The organism is Serratia sp. YC16 (assembly GCF_009707615.1).
Lineage (GTDB): Bacteria > Pseudomonadota > Gammaproteobacteria > Enterobacterales > Enterobacteriaceae > Serratia > Serratia surfactantfaciens.
Map to the genome: position 1 here is coordinate 539,640 of NZ_WLYN01000001.1, position 22,057 is coordinate 561,696.

General features: G+C 59.9%; 16 protein-coding genes. 10 read left to right on the plus strand and 6 right to left on the minus strand.

The annotated features are described in order from the left end of the window. The first annotated feature begins 98 nt into the window (after positions 1-98). From sapA to GKN89_RS02530, 6 genes are all read left to right on the plus strand, one after another. Positions 99-1,748 carry an ABC transporter substrate-binding protein SapA gene (gene sapA, locus GKN89_RS02505; protein ID WP_154746287.1) on the plus strand — a complete coding sequence of 550 codons (1,650 nt, stop codon included), beginning with the start codon at positions 99-101 and terminating at the stop codon, positions 1,746-1,748. Next, entirely contained in the window at positions 1,745-2,710 is a 966-nt protein-coding gene (sapB, locus tag GKN89_RS02510) for a putrescine export ABC transporter permease SapB (RefSeq protein WP_019452673.1), read from the plus strand. The genes sapA and sapB overlap by 4 nt, the downstream gene beginning before the upstream one ends. Next, positions 2,697-3,587: a putrescine export ABC transporter permease SapC gene (sapC, locus tag GKN89_RS02515; protein WP_004930580.1), complete on the plus strand. Its 891-nt coding sequence runs from the start codon at positions 2,697-2,699 to the stop codon at positions 3,585-3,587. Before sapB ends, sapC begins: the two co-directional genes overlap by 14 nt. Beyond that, positions 3,587-4,579, plus strand: coding sequence for a putrescine export ABC transporter ATP-binding protein SapD (sapD, locus tag GKN89_RS02520; RefSeq protein ID WP_019452674.1), 993 nt, complete (start codon positions 3,587-3,589; stop codon positions 4,577-4,579). Before sapC ends, sapD begins: the two co-directional genes overlap by 1 nt. Before the next feature lies 1 nt (position 4,580). Then, positions 4,581-5,393, plus strand: a complete 813-nt coding sequence (gene sapF / locus GKN89_RS02525) for a putrescine export ABC transporter ATP-binding protein SapF (RefSeq protein ID WP_004930589.1) — start codon at positions 4,581-4,583, stop codon at positions 5,391-5,393. 418 nt (positions 5,394-5,811) lie between these two features. Then, a complete protein-coding gene (locus tag GKN89_RS02530) occupies positions 5,812-6,996 on the plus strand; it encodes a peroxidase-related enzyme (RefSeq protein WP_154746288.1) in 1,185 nt (394 codons plus the stop codon). 43 nt (positions 6,997-7,039) lie between these two features. Here GKN89_RS02530 and GKN89_RS02535 read toward each other — a convergent pair whose 3' ends face one another. Both GKN89_RS02535 and dacD read right to left on the minus strand, forming a co-directional pair. Continuing rightward, the gene (locus GKN89_RS02535) at positions 7,040-7,945 is read right to left on the minus strand and encodes a LysR family transcriptional regulator (protein ID WP_025159783.1); all 906 of its coding nucleotides are present in this window, start codon (positions 7,943-7,945) and stop codon (positions 7,040-7,042) included. 64 nt (positions 7,946-8,009) lie between these two features. Further along, positions 8,010-9,179: a serine-type D-Ala-D-Ala carboxypeptidase DacD gene (gene dacD / locus GKN89_RS02540; protein WP_370520146.1), complete on the minus strand. Its 1,170-nt coding sequence runs from the start codon at positions 9,177-9,179 to the stop codon at positions 8,010-8,012. Positions 9,180-9,461: 282 nt separating this feature from the next. Between dacD and GKN89_RS02545 the strand changes: the two genes are divergently transcribed. Then, complete coding sequence (locus tag GKN89_RS02545) at positions 9,462-11,768, plus strand: FdhF/YdeP family oxidoreductase (RefSeq protein ID WP_154746290.1); 2,307 nt, start codon at positions 9,462-9,464, stop codon at positions 11,766-11,768. Between the two features lie 15 nt (positions 11,769-11,783). On the opposite strand, the gene GKN89_RS02550 is transcribed toward GKN89_RS02545, so the two are convergent. Further along, positions 11,784-12,638 carry a LysR family transcriptional regulator gene (locus GKN89_RS02550; protein WP_154746291.1) on the minus strand — a complete coding sequence of 285 codons (855 nt, stop codon included), beginning with the start codon at positions 12,636-12,638 and terminating at the stop codon, positions 11,784-11,786. Between the two features lie 99 nt (positions 12,639-12,737). On the opposite strand from GKN89_RS02550, the gene gloA reads away from it, so the two are divergent. Together gloA and GKN89_RS02560 are read left to right on the plus strand one after the other, a co-directional pair. Next, a complete protein-coding gene (gloA, locus tag GKN89_RS02555; protein WP_154746292.1) occupies positions 12,738-13,265 on the plus strand; it encodes a lactoylglutathione lyase in 528 nt (175 codons plus the stop codon). A 187-nt stretch (positions 13,266-13,452) separates the two neighbouring features. After that, positions 13,453-15,387: an exoribonuclease II gene (locus GKN89_RS02560; protein WP_154746293.1), complete on the plus strand. Its 1,935-nt coding sequence runs from the start codon at positions 13,453-13,455 to the stop codon at positions 15,385-15,387. Between the two features lie 76 nt (positions 15,388-15,463). Here GKN89_RS02560 and GKN89_RS02565 read toward each other — a convergent pair whose 3' ends face one another. Beyond that, positions 15,464-16,774, minus strand: a complete 1,311-nt coding sequence (locus GKN89_RS02565; RefSeq protein ID WP_019452683.1) for an MFS transporter — start codon at positions 16,772-16,774, stop codon at positions 15,464-15,466. Positions 16,775-16,804: 30 nt separating this feature from the next. Next, positions 16,805-17,968, minus strand: a complete 1,164-nt coding sequence (locus GKN89_RS02570; RefSeq protein WP_154746294.1) for a M20 aminoacylase family protein — start codon at positions 17,966-17,968, stop codon at positions 16,805-16,807. Positions 17,969-18,353: 385 nt separating this feature from the next. Between GKN89_RS02570 and GKN89_RS02575 the strand changes: the two genes are divergently transcribed. Continuing rightward, positions 18,354-20,420, plus strand: a complete 2,067-nt coding sequence (locus tag GKN89_RS02575) for a carbon starvation CstA family protein (RefSeq protein WP_154746295.1) — start codon at positions 18,354-18,356, stop codon at positions 20,418-20,420. Positions 20,421-20,554: 134 nt separating this feature from the next. On the opposite strand, the gene GKN89_RS02580 is transcribed toward GKN89_RS02575, so the two are convergent. Further along, positions 20,555-21,718, minus strand: a complete 1,164-nt coding sequence (locus tag GKN89_RS02580; protein WP_154746296.1) for a glycosyltransferase family 9 protein — start codon at positions 21,716-21,718, stop codon at positions 20,555-20,557. Positions 21,719-22,057 lie beyond the last annotated feature (339 nt).

Genomic DNA, 22,057 nt, shown 5'->3' on the forward strand with positions numbered 1-22,057 from the left:
TCAAGTAGCAGAAAACTCAGCGATTTTGCTCAATGGATTGGGCTGCTGGTCAGAGTGCGATACACTAACGCTATTGCTGATTAAACCCATGAGCCTCTATGCGTGGTTTACCCCTTTGGATACTGTCGTTGTGCCTGACGGGCTCTGCCCTGGCCGCGACCACACCGCCCGCGCCCGTCGCGGCGCCGCTGCCGGACATTCGCCAGAGCGGCTTTGTCTATTGCGTCAGCGGCATACTGAATACCTTCAACCCGCAAATGGCCAGCAGCGGCCTGACGGTGGATACTCTGGCCGCCCAGCTGTACGATCGCCTGTTGGACGTCGACCCGTACACCTATCGTCTGATCCCCGAACTGGCGCAAAGCTGGGAAGTGCTGGACAACGGGGCCACCTATCGCTTCCATCTGCGTAAAGACGTGCAGTTCCAGACCACCGCCTGGTTCACGCCCACCCGCAAGATGAACGCCGACGACGTGGTGTTCAGCTTCGCGCGCGTATTTGACCAGAAACACCCGTATCACGACGTTAACGGCGGCGAATATCCCTATTTCGACAGCCTGCAGTTCGGCGATTCGGTACAGAGCGTGAGAAAGCTCGACGACTACACGGTGGAGATTCGTCTGCAGTCGCCGGACGCCTCGTTCCTGTGGCACCTGGCCACCCACTACGCGCCGGTGCTGTCCGCCGAATACGCCGACGTGCTGACGCGCGAGGGCCATCAGGAGCTGATCGACCGCGAGCCGGTCGGCAGCGGCCCGTTCCTGCTCAACGAATACCGCTCGGGGCAATATATTCGTCTGGCGCGTAACGCCGTCTACTGGAAAGGCCTGCCGCGCATGCCGCAGGTAGTGATCGATCTGGGGGCCGGCGGCACTGGCCGCCTCTCCAAGTTGCTGACCGGCGAGTGCGACGTGCTGGCCTATCCGGCGGCCAGCCAGCTGTCGATTCTGCGCGACGATCCGCGCCTGCGCCTGACGCTGCGCCCGGGGATGAACATCGCCTATCTGGCGTTCAACACCCGCAAACCGCCGCTCGACAACCTCAACGTGCGCCAGGCGATCTCGCTGGCGATCAACAATCAGCGCTTGATGCAGTCGATCTATTACGGCACGGCGGAAACCGCCGCCTCGATCCTGCCGCGCGCCTCCTGGGCTTACGACAACGACGCGCACGTCACCGAGTACGATCCGGCCAAATCGCGCGAGATGCTGCGGCAGGCCGGCGTCGGCCAGCTGAACCTGAAGCTGTGGGTGCCGACCGCCTCGCAATCTTATAACCCGAGCCCGCTGAAGACCGCCGAGCTGATCCAGGCCGATCTCGGCCAGGTGGGCATCAACGTCACCATCGTACCGGTGGAAGGCCGCTTCCAGGAAGCGCGCCTGATGGAGATGAACCACGACCTGACCCTGACCGGCTGGGCCACCGACAGCAACGATCCGGACAGCTTCTTCCGGCCGCTGTTGAGCTGCGCGGCAATCCGTTCGCAAACCAACTATGCTCACTGGTGTGACCCGGGCTTCGACGAGGTGCTGCAAAACGCGCTGCTGTCGCAGCAACTGTCTCAGCGCATCGACAACTACCGCAAGGCGCAGAAAATTCTCGAGCAGCAGTTGCCGGTGCTGCCGCTGGCCTCTTCCCTGCGCCTGCAGGCCTACCGTTACGACATCAAGGGATTGGTGCTGAGTCCGTTCGGCAACGCCTCGTTCGCCGGGGTGTACCGTGAATCCGCGCCGGAGGTGAAAAAGTGATTATCTTTACCCTGCGCCGCATCCTGCTGCTGCTGATCACGCTGTTTTTCCTGACGCTGGTCAGCTTCAGCCTGAGCTATTTCACGCCGCGCGCGCCGTTGAACGGCGCCGCCCTGCTGGACGCCTATCAGTTCTACTTCGTCAGCCTGCTGCACTGGGACTTCGGCGTTTCCAGCATCAACGGCCAGGCGATCAGCGAACAGCTGCGCGAAGTGTTCCCGGCTACCATGGAACTGTGCCTGCTGGCCTTCGCCCTGGCGCTGTTTATCGGCATTCCGCTGGGCATCATCGCCGGCGTGCTGCGCGGCAAGTGGCAGGACACCGCCATCAGCACCTTCGCGCTGCTGGGCTTCTCAATGCCGGTGTTCTGGCTGGCGCTGCTGCTGATGTTGTTCTTCTCGCTGCATCTGGGCTGGCTGCCGGTTTCCGGCCGTTTCGACCTGCTGTATCAGGTGAAGCCGATCACCGGTTTCGCGCTGATCGACGCCTGGCTGTCGGATTCGCCGTACCGCAACGAGATGATCGGCAGCGCGCTGCGCCACATGATCCTGCCGATCGCCGCGCTGGCGGTGGCGCCCACCACCGAAGTGGTGCGCCTGATGCGCATCAGCACCGACGACGTGCTGAGCCAAAACTACATCAAGGCCGCCGCCACCCGCGGCCTGTCGCGCTTCACCATCATTCGCCGCCACGTGTTGCACAATGCGCTGCCGCCGATCATCCCCAAACTGGGGCTGCAGTTCTCCACCATGCTGACGCTGGCGATGATCACCGAAGTGGTTTTCAGCTGGCCCGGCCTCGGCCGCTGGCTGATCAACGCCATCCGTCAGCAGGACTATGCGGCGATCTCCGCCGGCGTCATGGTGGTCGGCACGCTGGTGATCACCATTAACGTCCTGGCCGACATTCTGGGTGCGGCAACCAACCCGCTGAAACATAAGGAATGGTATGCCCTTCGATAACGTATACCGCGAAAAAAAGATGCCGAGCCCGCTGCGCTACACCTGGCGGATTTTCTACGGCGACGCGCTGGCGATGATCGGTTTTTACGGGGTGATCGCCCTGCTGCTGCTGTCGCTGTTCGGCAGCCTGCTGGCGCCCTACGCGCTGGATCAGCAGTTCCTCGGTTATCAGCTGCTGCCGCCTTCCTGGTCGCGTTACGGCAATGTGTCGTTCTTCCTCGGTACCGACGATCTCGGGCGCGACATCCTCAGCCGCCTGTTGACCGGCACCGCCGCCACCTTCGGCTCGGCGCTGGCGGTGACGCTGGCCGCGGCGTTCTGCGGGGTGATCCTCGGCGTGTTCGCCGGCGTCACTCACGGGCTGCGCTCGGCGGTGCTCAACCACATTCTCGATACCCTGCTGTCTATCCCGTCTCTGCTGTTGGCGATCGTGGTGGTGGCGTTTATCGGCCCCAAACTCGAACACGCCATGCTGGCGGTGTGGCTCGCCTTGTTGCCGCGCATGGTGCGCACCATCTACAGCGCGGTGCACGACGAACTGGAGAAAGAGTACGTGGTGGCGGCGCGGCTCGACGGCGCTTCCACGCTGCAAATCCTGTGGTACGCGGTCATGCCGAACATCGCGGCGGTGCTGGTGACCGAATTCACCCGCGCGCTGTCGATGGCCATTCTGGATATCGCCGCGCTCGGCTTTCTCGATCTTGGCGCGCAGCTGCCTTCGCCGGAATGGGGAGCGATGCTCGGCGATTCGCTTGAGCTGGTGTACGTCGCACCCTGGACGGTGATGCTGCCCGGCGCGGCCATCCTCGTCAGCGTGCTGCTGGTCAACCTGTTGGGCGACGGTATGCGCCGCGCAATCAATGCCGGGGTGGAATAATGCCGTTACTCGATATCCGCAATCTGACGATTGAATTTATGACCGCCGAAGGGCCGGTCAAGGCGGTCGACCGCGTCAGCATGACGCTGACCGAGGGCGAGGTGCGCGGCCTGGTGGGCGAATCAGGCTCCGGCAAGAGCCTGATCGCCAAAGCCATCTGCGGCGTGACCAAAGACAACTGGCGCGTCACCGCCGATCGTTTCCGCTTTGACGACATCGACCTGCTGCAGCTGAGCCCGCGCGAACGGCGCAGGCTGGTGGGCCACAACGTGTCGATGATCTTCCAGGAACCGCAGTCCTGTCTCGATCCTTCCGAGAGCATTGGCCGCCAGCTGGCGCAAGCCATCCCAGGGTGGACCTACAAGGGCCGCTGGTGGCAGCGCTTCAACTGGCGCAAACGCCGCGCCATCGAATTGCTGCACCGCGTCGGCATCAAGGATCACGACGACATCATGGGCAGCTTCCCGTACGAGCTGACCGAAGGCGAATGCCAGAAAGTGATGATCGCCATTGCGCTGGCCAACCAGCCGCGTCTGCTGATCGCCGATGAGCCGACCAACGCCATGGAGCCGACCACCCAGGCGCAGATTTTCCGGCTGTTGGCGCGCCTCAATCAGAACAACAACACCACCATTCTGCTGATCAGCCACGACCTGCAAATGATGAGCAAATGGGCCGACCGGGTAAACGTGTTGTACTGCGGGCAAACGGTGGAAAGCGCCCAGTGCGAAGAGCTGCTGGCGGCGCCGCACCACCCGTACACCCAGGCACTGATCCGCGCCATGCCGGACTTCGGCCGCTCGCTGCCGCACAAGAGCCGGTTGAATACGCTGCCGGGCGCCATTCCTTCGTTGGAACACCTGCCGATCGGCTGTCGTCTGGGGCCGCGTTGCCCCTACGCGCAGAAGAAATGTATCGAAACGCCGCGCCTGCGCCCGGTCAAGAACCACTTCTTCGCCTGCCACTTCCCGCTGAACATGGAGGAGCAATAACATGGAAACGCTGTTGGAAGTGCGCAACCTGAGCAAAACCTACCGCTATCGCACTGGGCTGTTCCGCCGCCAGCACGTTGAGGCGGTGAAATCGGTCAGCTTTACCCTGCGCGAAGGCCAGACGCTGGCGGTAATCGGCGAGAACGGCTCCGGCAAATCCACGCTGGCGAAGATGCTCTCCGGCATGGTGGAGCCGACCGCCGGCGAACTGTTGATCGACGATCATCCGCTGGAATTCGGCGACTATCGCTACCGCAGCCAGCGCATTCGCATGATTTTTCAGGATCCGAGCACCTCGCTCAACCCGCGCCAACGCATCGGCCAGCTGCTGGACGCGCCGCTGCGGCTGAACACCGATCTTGAGCCCGCCGAGCGCGAGCAGCGCATCAACCAGACGCTGCGCCAGGTCGGCATGCTGCCGGATCACGCCTACTACTACCCGCACATGCTGGCTTCCGGGCAGAAACAGCGCGTCGCGCTGGCGCGTGCGCTGATCCTGCAGCCTAAAGTGATCGTCGCCGATGAGGCGCTGGCCTCACTGGACATGTCGATGCGCTCGCAAATCATCAACCTGATGCTGGAATTGCAGGAAAAACACGGTATTTCCTATATCTATGTCACCCAGCACCTCGGCATGATGAAACACATCAGCGACCAGGTGCTGGTGATGCACGAAGGGGAAATCGTCGAGCGCGGCAGCACCGCCGAAGTGTTGGCGGCGCCGCTGCACGAGTTGACCAAGCGGCTTATCGCCAGCCACTTCGGCGAAGCGCTGACCGCCGACGCCTGGCGGCGCGACGGCGGCCGTTTCTGAGTTACGGCCTCACTTCCAAACCCGCTGCGGCGGGTTTTTTATTGCCGCGCGCCTGCCGCTTAGCGAGAAAGCGCACATACAAATTACACTATTGTTATATATCCTTATATTTTATTCCTTTCAGTTATTGATTAGTCCGTAACATTATTTTATCTCGCCAGGGCGATCGGTGAGGATATCCCCTACGTTGCGCTTCTCATACGACAGGATATCGCACTGATGAACAGCATTCGCCATCGCCGCCTCACGCAGTTTCTGCTCACCCTGGCCGCCGGTTTCTCTGTTTACGGCCACGCCCTGTGCTGCGATGAGCTGCGCTAAATCCGCCTTTCGCCCCGCCTGCGGGCATGTTGCCTCTTTGTCCAGCCGTCGCTGCCAGCGCAGCGGCGGCTGTTGATCATGATTAAGGATTGACCCTATGGAACGACTCCGTCGACAACATAACGCCCAGTGGTATCACGAAACCCAAAGCAGCGTGCGCGGCGATGCGCCGTTGGAGCCGCAGGCGGCCACCCATCGCGATCGTTTTCTGCTGGGGCTGGGCGCCTTTGCCGATGAAGCATTAAACCATGCGCTCAGCGCCCGCTCCGGGGTGTTCAGCGCTTCGCTGGCCGGCTACCATGCCCTGTTTCCCGACCATGTGCCGCTATCGCGCTACGTGACATTGTCACCCTACGATCGCCTGAGCACCGCCCTGACCGTCGCTCAGGTGACGGGGGTGCAATCGCTTTGTAGCCACTACGCCGCCCGCCTCGCCCCGCTGCATAGCCCGGACGCCTCCCGGGAAAGCAATATCCGCCTCGCTCAGATCACCCAATATGCCCGTCAGCTTGCCAGCCAGCCCACGCTGATTTGCCGCAAGGCGCTGCAACAGCTTGGCGACGTCGGGCTGAGCCCGGCGGATATCGTTACCTTTTCGCAAGTCATCGGTTTTGTCAGCTATCAGGCGCGCGTGGTGGCAGGCATCGCGGCGTTGGCCGGCCGGCCGGCGGTGGTGGTTCCCGGTTTCCCTAACGTCGAAGACGCCGAGGGCGTCGCGTTCAGCGCCGAGGAACTGAATTGGACTGCGCGCCTGCCGCCGATCGACGCGGAAAACGCCGCCGCCGAACAGCTCGATGTGCTGGATCAAAGCCACCCGCAGGCGCGAGCCGAGTCTTATTACCTGCTGCTGGCCCACGACGCCGCCACGCTGCGCGAACGCAACGGCGTATTCAATGGCATCAATGCCGAAGGATATGGATTGTCGGCCCGCCTGAAGGCGCTGGCGACGCTGGCGGTCTCGCGCATCAACGGCAGCCGCTACTGCGCGGCGACGGTGGCGCAAGAGCTGCAGGACGACGGACTGGCCGAGGCGCTGTTCGCCGGGCTGCCTCAGGGATTGGCGTATACCGAAGACGCGGTAAAACGCGCGGTGATGCGCACCGCCGCCGACTTGACGCGCGCGCCGGAGAAGTTCACTCCGCAGAGCGTGCAGCCGCTGTTCAACAGCGGCCTGGATCAGGCACAGGCGCTGGAGGTGATCCTTACCACCGCGCTTTACGCCTGGGAAAACCGCCTGCGCCAAACGCTGGGCGATGCTGAAACCTTCACCGTCTCCGACTGAATAGCGCTTGCGGCCTTACCCTCGGCCGCAAGACAGCCTGTCCTCAGATATTCTGCCGCCGCAGCCACTCGCTGGCGGCGTCGAAAAACTTCTGCGCCAGCGGCGTAGCGCGCTCCGCCATATCGACCACCACCGCCGCATGACGCGGCATGGCGCCGATGGCCACCGGGCGCCGCTGCAACGCCGGCATCAGCGGTGATTGCAGTTGGCCGCGCGGGAACAAGCCGCAACCCAAACCGACGAAAATGCCCTCGAGCAATTGGAAGATCGAAGCGGTTTCCAGCCGCGGGTGCAGCGTCAACCCGGCGTCACGGAAGTGCTGATCGAGATAACGACGGAAGTAACGCGTCGGTTCGGCCAGGCACAGCGGTAACGCGGCCACCGCCTCCAGCGGCAACGGCGCATCGCCCACCAGCTTCGGAAAATGCTGCGGATGAAACACCAGCTCGACGCCAGTTTCCACCAGCGGTTGCGATTGGAAATGCAGTTCCTTCAAGGTCGACAGCTCGAAAAAGCCGATGCCGATGTCGACGGTATGCGCCGTCAGCGCCTCCAGCAGCTGATCGGCGCTCAGCACCGCCAGCCGGTAATCGAGATGCGGGTAACGCTCGCTGACCGCCTTGAGCATTTCCGATACCGAGATACTGCACTGCGGCACCACGCCAAGGCGCAGCGTGCCGTGCAAGCCGTGCTTGAGCGACTCCACCTCCAGTTTCAGCCCCTGGTAAACCGAGACGATCTCACGCGCCCACGCCAGCACCCGCTCGCCTTCGGCGGTAAAACCGCCGAAATGGTTGCCGCGGTTAATCAGCGAAACGCCCAGCTCTTTTTCCAGATTTTTCAGTCGCATGGATAGCGTCGGCTGGCTAACGAAGCTAGCCTCCGCCGCGCGGCCGAAGTGGCGTTCTCGTTCCAGATTGCACAAATAAATCAGTTGTTTAATATCCATAGCGCGGCTCAATGATCGGCATTCGCACCAGTATACCACCGGGCGCCGTCGCCCGCCCGGCGAGTCAGAGCTTCAGCTTCACGTAATCCACCAGGCGCGAGAACACGCCGCCCTGCGGCACCGCCTGCAGCGCCACCAGCGGCAGGGTTTTCACCACCTGGCCATTGTCGCTGATGCGGATCTCGCCGACGGTCTGCCCTTTGCCAATCGGCGCTTCCAGCCGCGCGGTATTGATCACGTACTGCGCCTTCAGCTTGTCCGCTTCGTTTTTTGGCAGGCTGAGCGACTGCTCTTGCGCGCTACCGACCGGTAACCGGTGATCCTCGCCGTACCAGACCGGCTCTTCCCCCAGACTCTGGCCGGCGCTGAACAGGTGTACGGTGGCAAAGTCGCGCAGCCCCCAAGTCAACAGCTTACGCGCCTGCTCCTCACGCCCTTTAGAGCTTTTGCCGCCCATCACCACGGCGATCAAGCGTCGATCCCCTTCGGTGGCGGAGGCGATGATGTTGAAGCCGGCCGAGGCGGTATGGCCGGTTTTCAAACCGTCGACGTGCAGGGTTTTGTCCCACAACAGGCCGTTACGGTTCTGCTGCGTGATACCGTTCCAGGTCAGCGACTTCTCGCTGTACATGTGGTATTCCGCCGGTTCGCTCATGATGATGGCGCGCGCAATCACCGCCAGATCGCCGGCCGTGGTGAACTGCCCCGGCGCATCCAGCCCATGCACCGTTTCAAAATGGGTATTCTGCAACCCCAGCTGCGCGCTCTTCTCGTTCATCAGCTTGACGAAGTTGGCCTGGCTGCCCGCCACGTAGTCCGCCATCGCCACGCAGGCGTCGTTGCCGGAATCGATGATGATGCCGCGACTGAGATCGCGAACAGTGACCCTGTCACCCGGCTTCAGGAACATCAGCGAGGAACCTTTGAACACCGGGTTGCCCTGCGCCCAGGCATCCTTCCCTACGGTGACGACATCGTCGAGGCCAATTTTATGCTGATCGAGCGCGTGGTCGATCACCAACCCGGTCATGAGTTTGGTCAGGCTGGCCGGGTTGCGCCGTTCGTCGGCATTGCCGGCAGCCAACACCTGGCCGGTGGTGTAATCCATCAACACGTAAGAGGCGGCGTCTATCGCCGGCGGGGTCATGGTGGGAAAATTGGGCGACGTTTCCGCCGCCTGCGCCGCCAAAGGCAGTAAAATACCGCCGATCACCACTGATACTGAACGCTTCACGCTGTGTTCCTCAGGCCCGCAGGCTAAATAAAATACCAATATAATCCGCGAGATAGACTGCATTAATTCACATTCAGACGAAACCATTACTCTTTTGCAGCGGGTGTCTTTATGCAACCATTTGTTTACGTCACCGCCCGCCCGCGATAGATATGCTCTATGCCGCCATTGCCCCATTCGATTAGACGCCACCCCGCAACGCCCCTAAACTTGTGACATAAATACGCAAGACGCATAAAAAAGCGTTTACTTTTTAGCTACAACCACCTGCGAAGTGTCACCATGAAATTCAAACCGTCAATCAAGCCTTATACCGGCCCAGCGGGCGGCTGGGGTTCGCTTGAAGCCACCACCCGCTTTGTCCTCGACAGTAAACAAACGCTAAAAAACATGCGCAACCTGATGCGCGTCAACAAGGCACGCGGCTTCGACTGCCCCGGTTGCGCCTGGGGCGACGACAACCACAGCACCTTCAGCTTCTGCGAAAACGGCGCCAAAGCGGTCAGTTGGGAAGCGACGCGCAGCGCGGTCGAGCCCGAATTCTTCGCCGCCCACAGCGTCAGCACCCTGCAGCAGCAGAGCGATTATTTCCTCGAATATCAGGGGCGCCTCACGCATCCGATGCGTTACAACGCCGAAACCGACCACTATGAACCTATTCATTGGCCGGACGCGCTGGCGCTGATCGCCAAACACATCAACGGCATGGACAACCCGAACCAGATCGAGCTGTATACCTCGGGCCGCGCCAGCAACGAAGCGTCGTACGTTTATCAGCTGTTCGGCCGCATGCTCGGCACCAGCAATTTCCCCGACTGCTCCAATATGTGTCATGAAGCGAGCGGCGTTGGGCTGAAACAGAGCATCGGCGTCGGTAAAGGCACCATCCGCATCGACGACTTTGAAAAAGCCGACGCCATCTTCGTGTTCGGCCAAAACCCCGGCACCAACCACCCGCGCATGCTGCACAGCCTGAAAAACGCCGCCCGGCGCGGCGCGCGCATCGTCAGCTTCAACACCCTGCGCGAGCGCGGGTTGGAAAGATTCGCCGATCCGCAGGATCCGGTGCAGATGCTGACGCCTAAGTCCTCGCCGATCAGCTCGTCCTATTACCAACCGAATCTGGGCGGCGATATGGCGGCGGTGCGCGGCATGGTGAAAGCGCTGCTGGAAACCCACCGTCAGCGTCTGGCCACCGGTGAACCCGCCCTGTTCGACCTGGCGTTTATCGAACAGCACAGCGTCGGCGTGGAGGCTTACCTGGCGCAGGTGGACGCGACCGAGTGGCAGACCATTACCGCACAGTCAGGCCTGAGCGAAGCGCAACTGCGCCAGGCGGCGGCCACCTACCAGGGCGCCGAGCGGGTAATCTGCACCTGGGCGATGGGCGTGACACAGCATAAACACTCTATCGCGACGGTGCGCGAAATCACCAACCTGCAGCTGCTGTTCGGGCAACTGGGCAAGCCGGGCGCCGGTCTGTGTCCGGTGCGCGGCCACAGCAACGTCCAGGGCAACCGCACCATGGGGATCGATGAGAAGTCGCCGAAGGCACTGCTCGACAGCCTGGAACGCCACTTTAACTTCACCGCCAATCGCGCGCTGGGCCACAACACGGTAGAAGCGATCGAGGCGATGCTGCGCGGCGAAGTGAAAGTGCTGATCGCGCTGGGCGGCAACCTGGCCGCTGCGGCGCCGGACACCGAGCGCACCGCCCGCGCCCTGCGCAACTGCGATTTGACGGTGCATATCAGCACTAAACTTAACCGCAGCCACCTGGTGACCGGCAAAGACGCGCTGATCCTGCCAACGCTGGGCCGCACCGAGTTGGATATGCAGGCCAGCGGCTCGCAGTACATCACGGTCGAAGACTCTTTCAGCATGGTTCACGCTTCGGAAGGCATCGGCAAACCGCTGGCGGATACCCAACGCTCGGAAACCGCGATCGTTTGCGGCATTGCCGACGCGGTACTGGGCACGCAACAGCTGGACTGGCTGGAACTGGCCGACGACTACTCGCTGATCCGCGATCATATCGCCGCCACCATTCCCGGCTTCGAGGATTTCAACCGGCGCTGCGACCAGCCCGGCGGGTTCTACCTGGGCAACGCCGCCGCCGAACTGCGCTTCGCCACGCCGAGCGGCAAGGCGGAATTCAGCGCCGCCGCGCTGCCGGCGACCCTGTTCCCGCAGCTGGGCGACGAGCAAGCGCCGTTTACCCTGCAAACCCTGCGTTCGCACGATCAGTACAACACCACCATCTATGGCCTGGATGACCGTTACCGCGGCGTATACGGCCAACGCGAAGTGTTGTTCATCCATCCGGAAGATCTGGCGGCGCTGGGCCTGCAGGATGGCGAACGGGTAGAGATAGAAACCCTGTGGAACGACGGCGTGGTGCGCAAGGTGGACGGCTTCAAGCTGGTGAGTTACGACATTCCGCGTGGCAACCTGGCGGCCTACTATCCGGAAACCAACCCGCTGGTGCCGCTGGCGAGCTTCGGCGACGGCACCGGCACCCCGACGTCGAAGTCAATCCCGGTGGTGATTCGCCGCAGCGAGCAGCAACCTTCGCTGCGTATTGCCTGAAAACGCGCGCCCGGTTCACGCCGGGCGCGCCAATATCTCCAGGATGGTCTGCAATTCGTCAGACAGCTGATGCCTGCGCCAGACGAAGTAGAGATCGCTCACGCCCTCCTCGCCCATTTCCACCACCTTCAGCCCCGGCGCCGGCAAGATCTGCGGCAGCAAAGAGCTAGGCACACAGGCAACGCCGCAACCGGCCTGCACGCAGGCCGCCATCGCGGCATAAGATTCCATTTCCAGCGTCATACGCGGCTTCAGCCCGCGCGAGGCGAGCCAGTGATCGACCTTCAGGCGGAACGAGCATTCGCGGCTGAAGGTGTAAAACTCCAGCGCCGCCAGGGTAGCGGCGTCGGGTTGCCCGGCGCCGGCCGGCATCAGCAGCACCAGCCGTTCGTCAAACGCCTTTTGGCTGGCCAGCAGCGGATGTTCAATCGGGCCATCGCTGATCGCCAGATCGAGATCGCTGTCGATCAGCATGCGCTCCAACACCAATGAATCGCGGCTCAGCACGTTGATCTGCAGATGAGGCTGTAAACGGCGCAGCCGGGCGATACGCGCCGGCAAATGGCTGACCAGCGAAAAATCCAGCGCCCCGAGGTTCAGCAGCCCGTGCTGGTACTCGCCGGCGAACAGTTGCTTGCTGCGCTCCGCCTGCGCCACGATGTCGCGCGCCTGCTGGTAGAACAACCGGCCTTTGGGATTGACGTACAGCCGGTTCTTGTCGCGAAAAAACAGTTCGCCACCCAACGACTCCTCCAGCTCGCGCAGCCGCAGCGTGACGTTGGAAGGCACGCAGTGCAGCTCGCGGGCGGCGGCGGCGATGGTTTTGTGTTCCACCACGGTGCAGAAAAACTTCAGTTGGCTCAGCTTCATGTTTCATTCACTTTTAGTAAGTGTTTTAGTTAAAAACAATCACTTTAGATTAGCATCGATTTCACCTACAGTCTGCCGACACCCTGAGGAGGATCACTGATGCCACTGAATGATTTATTGACGCTGCCCGGCGTGGCGGCCCAACCCGACGCGGTAACCGACGGTTACGTATTCAACCACACCATGATCCGCGTGAAAGACCTGACCAAAGCGCTGGATTTCTACACCCGCGTGCTGGGCTTTACCCTGGTCTATCTGGAAGAGTTTAAAGAAGCCGCCTTCACCATCTGCTACCTGACGCGCAGCCCGCGCGAGCAGATCCCGCAGGATGACGACGAGCGCAAACGCTGGGCGCTGAGCCAGCCGGGCATTCTCGAACTGACCCATAACCACGGCACCGAAAATCAGGCGGATTTCCACTACCACAACGGCAACGGCGAGCCGCGCGGCTTTGGCCACCTGTGCGTCACGGTGCCGGACGTGCGCGCCGCCTGCGAGCGTTTTGAGCGCCTCGGCGTCACCTTCCAGAAGCGCCTGCATGAAGGCCGTATGAACTACGTCGCGTTCATTCGCGATCCGGACGATTACTGGATTGAAATCCTGCAGCCGATGCCGCTGCAGGACTGATTGTCACCCACCCTTCACCCCGGCCTGTGCGCCGGGGTTTTTCATCTATCGCACTTCGATTGACCGATCTTGCGCAAAAACGGGCGGCAACGCGGGGTTCCGTGACGTTAGGCTTGCTCGCAGCGGGTGATTCGCGTAAAACTGTCAGCCGCAAATCTTGCCACTCACAACCCATTCACTGGACGATATGTTTCAAGATAACCCGCTGCTGGCGCAGCTAAAACAGCAACTTCACTCTCAGACCCCGCGCGTTGAAGGCGTCGTGAAAGGGACTGAGAAAGGCTTTGGCTTTCTTGAAGTAGACGGTCAAAAAAGCTACTTCATTCCGCCGCCGTACATGAAGAAAGTCATGCACGGGGATCGCATTATCGCCACCCTGCACACCGAGAAAGAACGTGAAATCGCCGAGCCGGAAACCCTGGTCGAGCCATTCCTCTCGCGCTTCGTCGGCCGCGTGCAAAAGCGCGACGATCGCCTGTCCATCGTGCCCGATCATCCGTTGCTGAAAGATGCGATTCCGTGCCGCCCGGTGCGTGAACTGACCCACAACTTCCAGGCCGGCGACTGGGCGGTGGCGGAAATGCGCCGTCATCCGCTGAAAGGCGATCGCGGCTTCAACGCCGATCTGACCCGTTTCATCACCGAGGGTGAAGACCATTTCGCCCCATGGTGGGTGACGCTGGCGCGCCACAATCTGGAGAAAGAGGCGCCGGAAATGCTGGCCCTCAGCGAGCCGAACGCCGCGCTGGCCCGTGAGGACCTGACCGCGCTCGAATTCGTCACCATCGACAGCGCCAGCACCGAAGACATGGACGATGCGCTGTACGTGACCGACAACGGCGACGGTTCGCTGCAGCTGACCATCGCCATCGCCGATCCGACCGCCTACGTTGAACAAGGCAGCAAGCTGGATGAGATCGCCCGCGTGCGCGCCTTCACCAACTACCTGCCGGGCTTCAACATCCCGATGCTGCCGCGCGACCTGTCGGACAACCTGTGCTCGCTGCGCCCTAACGAGCGCCGCCAGGTGCTGGCCTGCCGCGTGACCATCGCCGCCGACGGCGCGCTGGGCGACGATATTCAGTTCTTCGCCGCCGAGATCGAATCCAAAGCCAAGCTGGTGTACGACGAAGTCTCCGACTGGCTGGAAGGCATTGCCGGCTGGCAGCCGCCGAGCGACGCCATCGCGCAACAGGTCACCCTGCTGAAACGCGTTTGCGACGCACGCAACGCCTGGCGCCACCAGCACGCGCTGGTGTTCAAAGATCGCCCGGACTACCGCTTCGTACTGGGTGAAAAAGGCGACGTGCTGGAGATCGTCACCGAGCAGCGCCGCAGCGCCAACCGCATCGTTGAAGAATGCATGATCGCCGCCAACGTCTGCGCCGCCATCGTGCTGCGCGATCGCCTGGGCTTCGGCGTGTACAACGTGCACACCGGTTTCGATCCTGCGCTGGTCGAGCAAGCGGTCACCGTGCTGCAGGCCAACGGCGTGGAAGCCGAAGCCGAGAAGCTGCTGACCCTCGACGGTTTCTGCGAACTGCGCCGCCATCTGGATGCGCAGCCGACCCAGTTCCTCGACAGCCGCATCCGCCGCTTCCAGACCTTCGCCGAGATCAGCACCACGCCGGGGCCGCACTTCGGTCTGGGGCTGGAGGCTTACGCGACCTGGACATCGCCAATCCGTAAATACGGCGACATGGTCAACCATCGTCTGCTGAAGGCGATCATCAACCAGCAGCCGGCGGAAAAACCGCAGGATGACGTGACGGTGCAGCTGGCGGAACGCCGCCGCCTGAACCGCATGGCGGAACGCGACGTCGGCGACTGGCTGTACGCCCGCTTCCTGCAGGACAAGGCCGGTACCGATACCCGTTTCAACGCCGAGATCATCGACGTGACCCGCGGCGGCCTGCGCGTACGTCTGCTGGACAACGGCGCGGTTGCCTTTATCCCGGCGCCGTTTATTCACGCGGTGCGTGACGAAATGCAATGCAGCCAGGAAACCGGCACCGTGCAGATCAAAGGTGAAGTGGTTTACCGCCAGAGCGACACCTTGCAGGTCACCATCGCCGAAGTGCGCATGGAAACCCGCAGCGTGATCGCCCGCCCTGCGGCCTGACGGCCGGATAGCGTACGGTAACAAGCGTCAAGCGCCGGCGGTGAAAACCGCCGGCGTTTTTTTTGCCTCGCACCCGCTATTGCAACTTATCGCCGCCGGTTTCGCGCAACAGCGGCAGCGCGGCCAGCGAGATTAGCGTCGCCAGCATCAGATAGCCGGCGGGCGCCAACAATGAACCGCTGAGCACGATCGACTGGGAAGCGATGTATTGGGCAAAGCCACCGAAAATTGCGACGCCGAGGCTATAAACCAGCGCAAACCCCAACGCACGCACTCGCTGCGGAAACAGCTCGGAGATCATCAACAACGTCGGAACAGAACCTAACGTTGTCAGCGCAACCATCAACGCCACCACGCTCAGCAACACCGCCGGATGCGGCGCCACCGTCAGCAGCCAGAAAACCGGCAACGCCAACAACAAAATGGCGATCCGCGCCCAGCGGATCAGCGGCAGGCGACCGTAGCGATCGCACCAATGCCCGACCAGCAGGCTGCCGGCGAAGGTGATGATCCCGGCCAGCAGCATCGCCGCATACCCGTAGGTCTGCGCCATCCCCAGATACTTGACCGCAAAGGTGCCCAGATAGTACATCGAGATATAGGTAGCGACGGTGGCGCCGATGGTCAACATCACGCCGAGCATCACCGCCCGGGAATGTTTGCGCAGTGGTACAGGCGCCTCATGGGTACGCTCCGCCGGCGGCCGGTCGCTTTCCAGCCCGAGACGCAGCCAGCAACCGAGCGGCGCCAGCGCCACGCCGATGAAGAAAGGAATGCGCCATCCCCAACTGGCCATGGCCTGTGGATCGCCCGTGAGCACCGGCAGCCAGCCGCTGAGCCCCAACGCCGTCACGCCGCCGATCACGCTGGCGATGCCCTGCGTCGCCAGCGCCCAGCTGGAGTAGAATCCTCGCCGGCCAGGCGGCGCCGATTCCACCAGAATCGACATGGAAGCACCCACCTCGCCGCCCGCCGCCACGCCCTGGATCAGGCGCGCTGCCACCAGCGTGATCGTGCCCCAATAGCCGGCGCTGGCATAGGTCGGCGCAAAACCGATCATCGCCGTGCCCAGACTCATCAGGGATATCGTCAGAATCATCGCGGATTTTCGCCCGCAGCGATCGGCATAAGCGCCGATCAAAATGCCCCCCAACGGCCGCATGATAAAACTGACACCGAATGTGGCGAACGCCAGCAGCAGCGCCAAATTGGGATCGCTGGAGGGAGGGAAAAACAGCACGCTGATATAAATAACGAAAAAATTATAAATACCGAAATCGAAGAACTCTAACGCATTGCCGAAAGAGGCGGCGAATATCACCTTCTTGCCGCCGACTTTCGGTCGCGTCGTTATTTCCTGCCGGGCCGCAACCGTATTTTCACTCATTATGACCTTCCCTGTTATTATTCTTTGAGTTTATTTTAAATAGGCTTCCACCAGCGCTCCCCAATAATGGCTGCCCGCCGCCAGACATTCATCGTTAAAGTCGTATCCCGGGTTATGCACCATACAGCTTCCTTCACCGTCGCCATTACCGATCAGCAGATAACACCCCTGCGGCTGCGCCTCGAGCATAAAGGTGAAATCTTCGCTGCCCATCAGCGGCTTAGCGCCGTAGTGCGCGCGCGCGGCGCCAAACTGCTGTTCCGCCACCTGATGCGCGAAGCGCGTCATGGCCTCATCGTTGACCAATACCGGAGCGCCGTTGATGTGATTCACGATTGCCGTGGCACCGAAGCTTTGCGCCTGCGCCTGAATCAGCGCAGGAATGCGCGTTAACAGCTCGGTTCGCCACTCGCGCCCCAGCGATCGCACGCTAAGCCGCATTTCCGCGCTGTCCGGGATCACATTGGCAGCCTCACCGGCCTTAATGCTGCCGACGGTGATCACCGCCGCCTCCAGCGGATCGGTATTACGCGAGACGATGCTTTGCAGCGCGACGACGATATGCGAGGTCACGAGCACCGGATCGACGGTCAGATGCGGCATAGCGCCGTGCCCACCGCAGCCTTGCACGGTAACGACGAATTGGTCCGTCGAAGCCATAAAGGCGCCGTGACGGAAGAAAAACTCGCCCACAGGCAGACCCGGCATGTTGTGCATGGCGAAGATGGCGTCACAGGGAAAGCGTTCGAATAACCCTTGCTCCACCATCAACGCGCCGCCGCCCAGCGTCTCTTCCGCCGGCTGAAAGATCAGGTGCAGCGTGCCGTTGAAGCGGCGGGTTTGCGCCAGGTAACGCGCAGCGCCGAGCAACATGGTGGTATGGCCATCGTGGCCGCAACCGTGCATGCGGTTGGGCACGCTGCTGCTCCAGGATTTGCCGTTGTTTTCTTCGATCGGCAGCGCATCCATATCGGCGCGCAGCCCGAGACGCTTCGCACCGGCGCCCGCTCGCAGCGTACCGACGACGCCGGTGCCCGCCAATCCGCGGTGCACCTCATACCCCCACGAACTTAGATAATCCGCCACCAAATCGCTGGTACGAAACTCCTCGAAGCCAAGCTCCGGGTGCTGGTGAATATCATGACGAATAGCCGTGAGCTGCGGTAAATATCCTGCAATGACTTTATCTATCATTATTAATTCCTTTTATTGACTTTATTATTTGTGAAATAAATGAATGGCGCCTCAAGCGCGAGCCAAGATATATCACGCAAAACGTTTATTGGTACCCCTCGCGTCGGCAATACAGAAAAATAATGCCAAAGGGATCGCGCAAGGGATGGGTTTAGATATTATCCGCCAGATAAAAATTAAAAATGCAGCAGGAAACGCTGCCGGGCTACATTGCGACGACAGCCTGCACCAATGGGGTTTCATCACGTTGTTTTTCCACCAAAACCCCACTTGCTTCACATTTCTCATCCGACCTGCCACGGTTCGGCGGCAAAACTTCTACTGTTAAAACGTCATTCCTAATAACAAGGTCGATTTTTACCTCTGCACGCCAAGGAGTTGTTTCATGAAAAACATCAGGTCCGGACTTATCTGGCTGCTGGTGGCGTTGGTCGGCGCTTTCGCCTTCGCCATGCTGGCGCTCAGCCGCGGCGAACACGTCAACGCCGTCTGGCTGGTGGTCGCCGCCGTCGCCTGCTACAGCATCGCCTACCGCTTCTACAGCCGGTTCATCGCCGACAAGGTTTTTGAACTGGATGACCGCCGTCTAACCCCGGCCGAACGTCACAACGACGGCCTGGACTATGTGCCCACCAACAAATGGGTGCTGTTCGGCCACCACTTCGCCGCCATCGCCGGCGCCGGGCCGCTGGTGGGGCCGATTCTGGCCGCGCAGATGGGCTTCCTGCCGGGAACCATCTGGATCCTGGTCGGCGTCATGCTGGCCGGCGCGGTGCAGGATTTCCTGGTGCTGTTTATCTCCACCCGCCGCGACGGGCGTTCGCTGGGGGAGATGGCCAAACAGGAGCTGGGGGCGTTCGCCGGGGTGATCACCATGCTCGGCGCGCTGGGGGTGATGATCATCATCCTGTCGGCGCTGGCGCTGGTGGTGGTGAAGGCGCTGGCCGACAGCCCGTGGGGGCTGTTCACCATCGCCGCCACCATCCCTATCGCGCTGTTCATGGGCGTCTACATGCGTTTTATTCGCCCAGGTAAGATCGCGGAAATCTCGGTAATCGGCTTCGTGCTGATGCTGCTGGCGATCATTTACGGCGGCAACGTGGCGCAAGATCCCTACTGGGGGCCGTTCTTCACGCTGCACGGCACCACCCTGACCTGGGTGCTGGTGATCTACGGCTTCGTCGCCTCGGTGCTGCCGGTGTGGCTGCTGCTGGCGCCGCGCGACTACCTTTCGACCTTTATGAAGATCGGCGTCATCATTGGTCTGGCCATCGGCATCGTTTTCGCCATGCCGGAGATGAAAATGCCGGCGGTTTCGCGCTTTATCGACGGCAGCGGCCCGGTGTTCGCCGGCGCCCTGTTCCCGTTCCTGTTCATCACCATCGCCTGTGGCGCCATTTCCGGCTTCCACGCGCTGGTTTCCAGCGGCACCACGCCCAAACTGGTGGAGCGCGAAAGCCACATTCGCTTTATCGGTTACGGCGCCATGCTGATGGAGTCTTTCGTCGCCATCATGGCGTTGATCTGCGCCTCGGTGCTGGATCCGGGCGTTTACTTCGCCATGAACTCACCGGCGGCGCTGATCGGCACCACGGTGGAAAATGCTTCACAGGTGATTAACAGCTGGGGCTTTATCGTCACGCCGGAAACGCTGGCGCTGATCGCCAAAGAGGTGGGTGAAAATTCAATACTGTCGCGTGCAGGCGGTGCCCCGACATTCGCAGTGGGCATGGCGCACATCATCAGCGAGGTGTTCAACAGCCGGGCGATGATGGCGTTCTGGTACCACTTCGCCATTCTGTTCGAAGCGCTGTTCATCCTGACCGCCGTCGACGCCGGCACCCGCGCCTGCCGCTTTATGGTGCAGGATCTGGTAGGCGTGGCGGTGCCGCAGCTGGCCAACAACCGCTCCTGGTTCGGCAACCTGGCGGGCACCACGGTGGCGGTGGCCGGCTGGGGCTTCTTCGTGTATCAGGGGGTGGTCGATCCGCTCGGCGGCATCAATACCCTGTGGCCGCTGTTCGGCATCGGCAACCAGATGCTGGCATCGATGGCGCTGATCCTCGGCACCGTGGTGCTGTTCAAGATGAAGAAGCAGCGCTACGCCTGGGTCACCATTCTGCCGACCGCCTGGCTGTTCGTCACCTCGATGACCGCCGGCTGGCAGAAGATCTTCCATGAGAAACCGAGCATCGGTTTCCTGGCGCAAGCGAAGAAATTCTCAACCGGCATCGAGCAAGGCACGATCATTGCGCCGGCCAAGTCGCTGAAGGACATGGAGACCATCGTGTTCAGCAACCAGATCAACGCCGCGCTGTGCGGGTTCTTTATGCTGGTAGCGGTGACCATGCTGATCGCCGCTTTCTTCGCCATCCGCCGGGCGCTGCGTTCCGAACAACCGACGGCTCACGAAGTCAGCGCCGCGCTGCGAGAGGAGATCGGCCGCGGCTAAGTCCGAGGTCAAGATAAAAGCCCGGCCCCTTGAGCAGTGCACTGCTTAGGGGTCTGGGCCGTTACCCCCCAGCAGAAGACGTTGCGTTTGCGGCGGCATTTGCCCCCACCTCACCGCTCAACGGACTGCCGAAGCTATTTTATCTCTTGCTTACCTAACAGGCCTCTTCGGCCGATTTCATGCAATATAAGCTCCGGAACATTATCCACATCAGCTATTTTTCTGCTATTAACAATAATCTGCTTTGCATTTTCATAGTCTGGCGCCCACAGGTCATTATTATCTGTTACGTTCTTGTAAACGCAAACTAATGATTTATTCCATGCAGCAGAAATATGTACAATCGACGTATCCGGAGATATAATCACGTCAACCTCCCGGATCAAAGCCATGACATGATGCAATGAATTAAATGGATTTATAACAACGTTACTTGGTAGAGATACAGTCAGTTCCTTTCGGTGATCGAGAATAATTATACTTATACTTGACGATTTTTCATTAAGCATATCAATAAGCCGAACAAGTTGCTCTCTGGATAGATTTCTCTCTGGACTCCCGGTAAAAACATTAATGACAATCTTGATTTTATCCTTCCAACCGCTTAAATACTCTCTCACTTCAAAAGTTATCTCATCTGGGATATGCAAGTCATAGGCACGGCGATTTGTAAGATTGAGCCCTGCGGCATGGGCAATCAAAGCAATGGCTTTCGTCACATGTTCCTTACCATTGTCAAATGAAATAGATTTGCTGTAGTGGTTAATGCAATCCCATTTATTAAAACCAAGAACAAACCTTGCGTTTATATCGCGAAAAAGCATCATCCTATGTACCGGGGTATCAAACAAACAAAGATCAACAACCAGATCATAATTATTCCCGCTTAACATCTTAACTGTTGATTTTGCAACTGTATGAGTAAACCGTTTCAAAAACATCTCATTATTACAATCATCTGCCTCATAGATATTCCTGACATAGGGGTTGTATTTCACCACTGCGCTACTCGATTTTGTGAGCAATAAATCCACCGTATAACCATACTCATAAAGACATTTTACTAATGGCGTCGAAACCACCACATCGCCAATTGTCCCTTCATTGCGCAACAGCAATACGGTTTTGACAGACTTGATATCAATCACATTTTTTCTACGTTTATCCCAGATAAGCTTTGCAATATAAACCTTAACATTCAGCCTTACCTTTTTGAAGTAATAATTTCGCCTCCTGTTCCACTCTCTTATTTTTCTAAACCGCCCTGATGAAATGGAAATTTCCAAATCCTTATGCATAACAGACTCCATTAAGTTGAATAGCCAACGATTCAATGGCAGAGAAAAACTGAACGATGTTTCCGTAGCGCTTTATCTTTTCGGCTCTTGTGACAAAAAATCATCGATGCAACATTGTTATCGCCACTCACTCATAGCTGAAAATAACAATACACCCGTAGAATAATAACAATTAAATACATTCACCAACTCGATAACTGTCGAACAAAAATAATATTTTTAGCCTGCCGACCATGTGGCCGTGACATATTAATGTTTGGAAAGGTTACCTTACCATCAACCTAGATGACTGCCTAGACAGAAAGTTCAGAATACTAATGCTTGCATCTGATTGAAAAC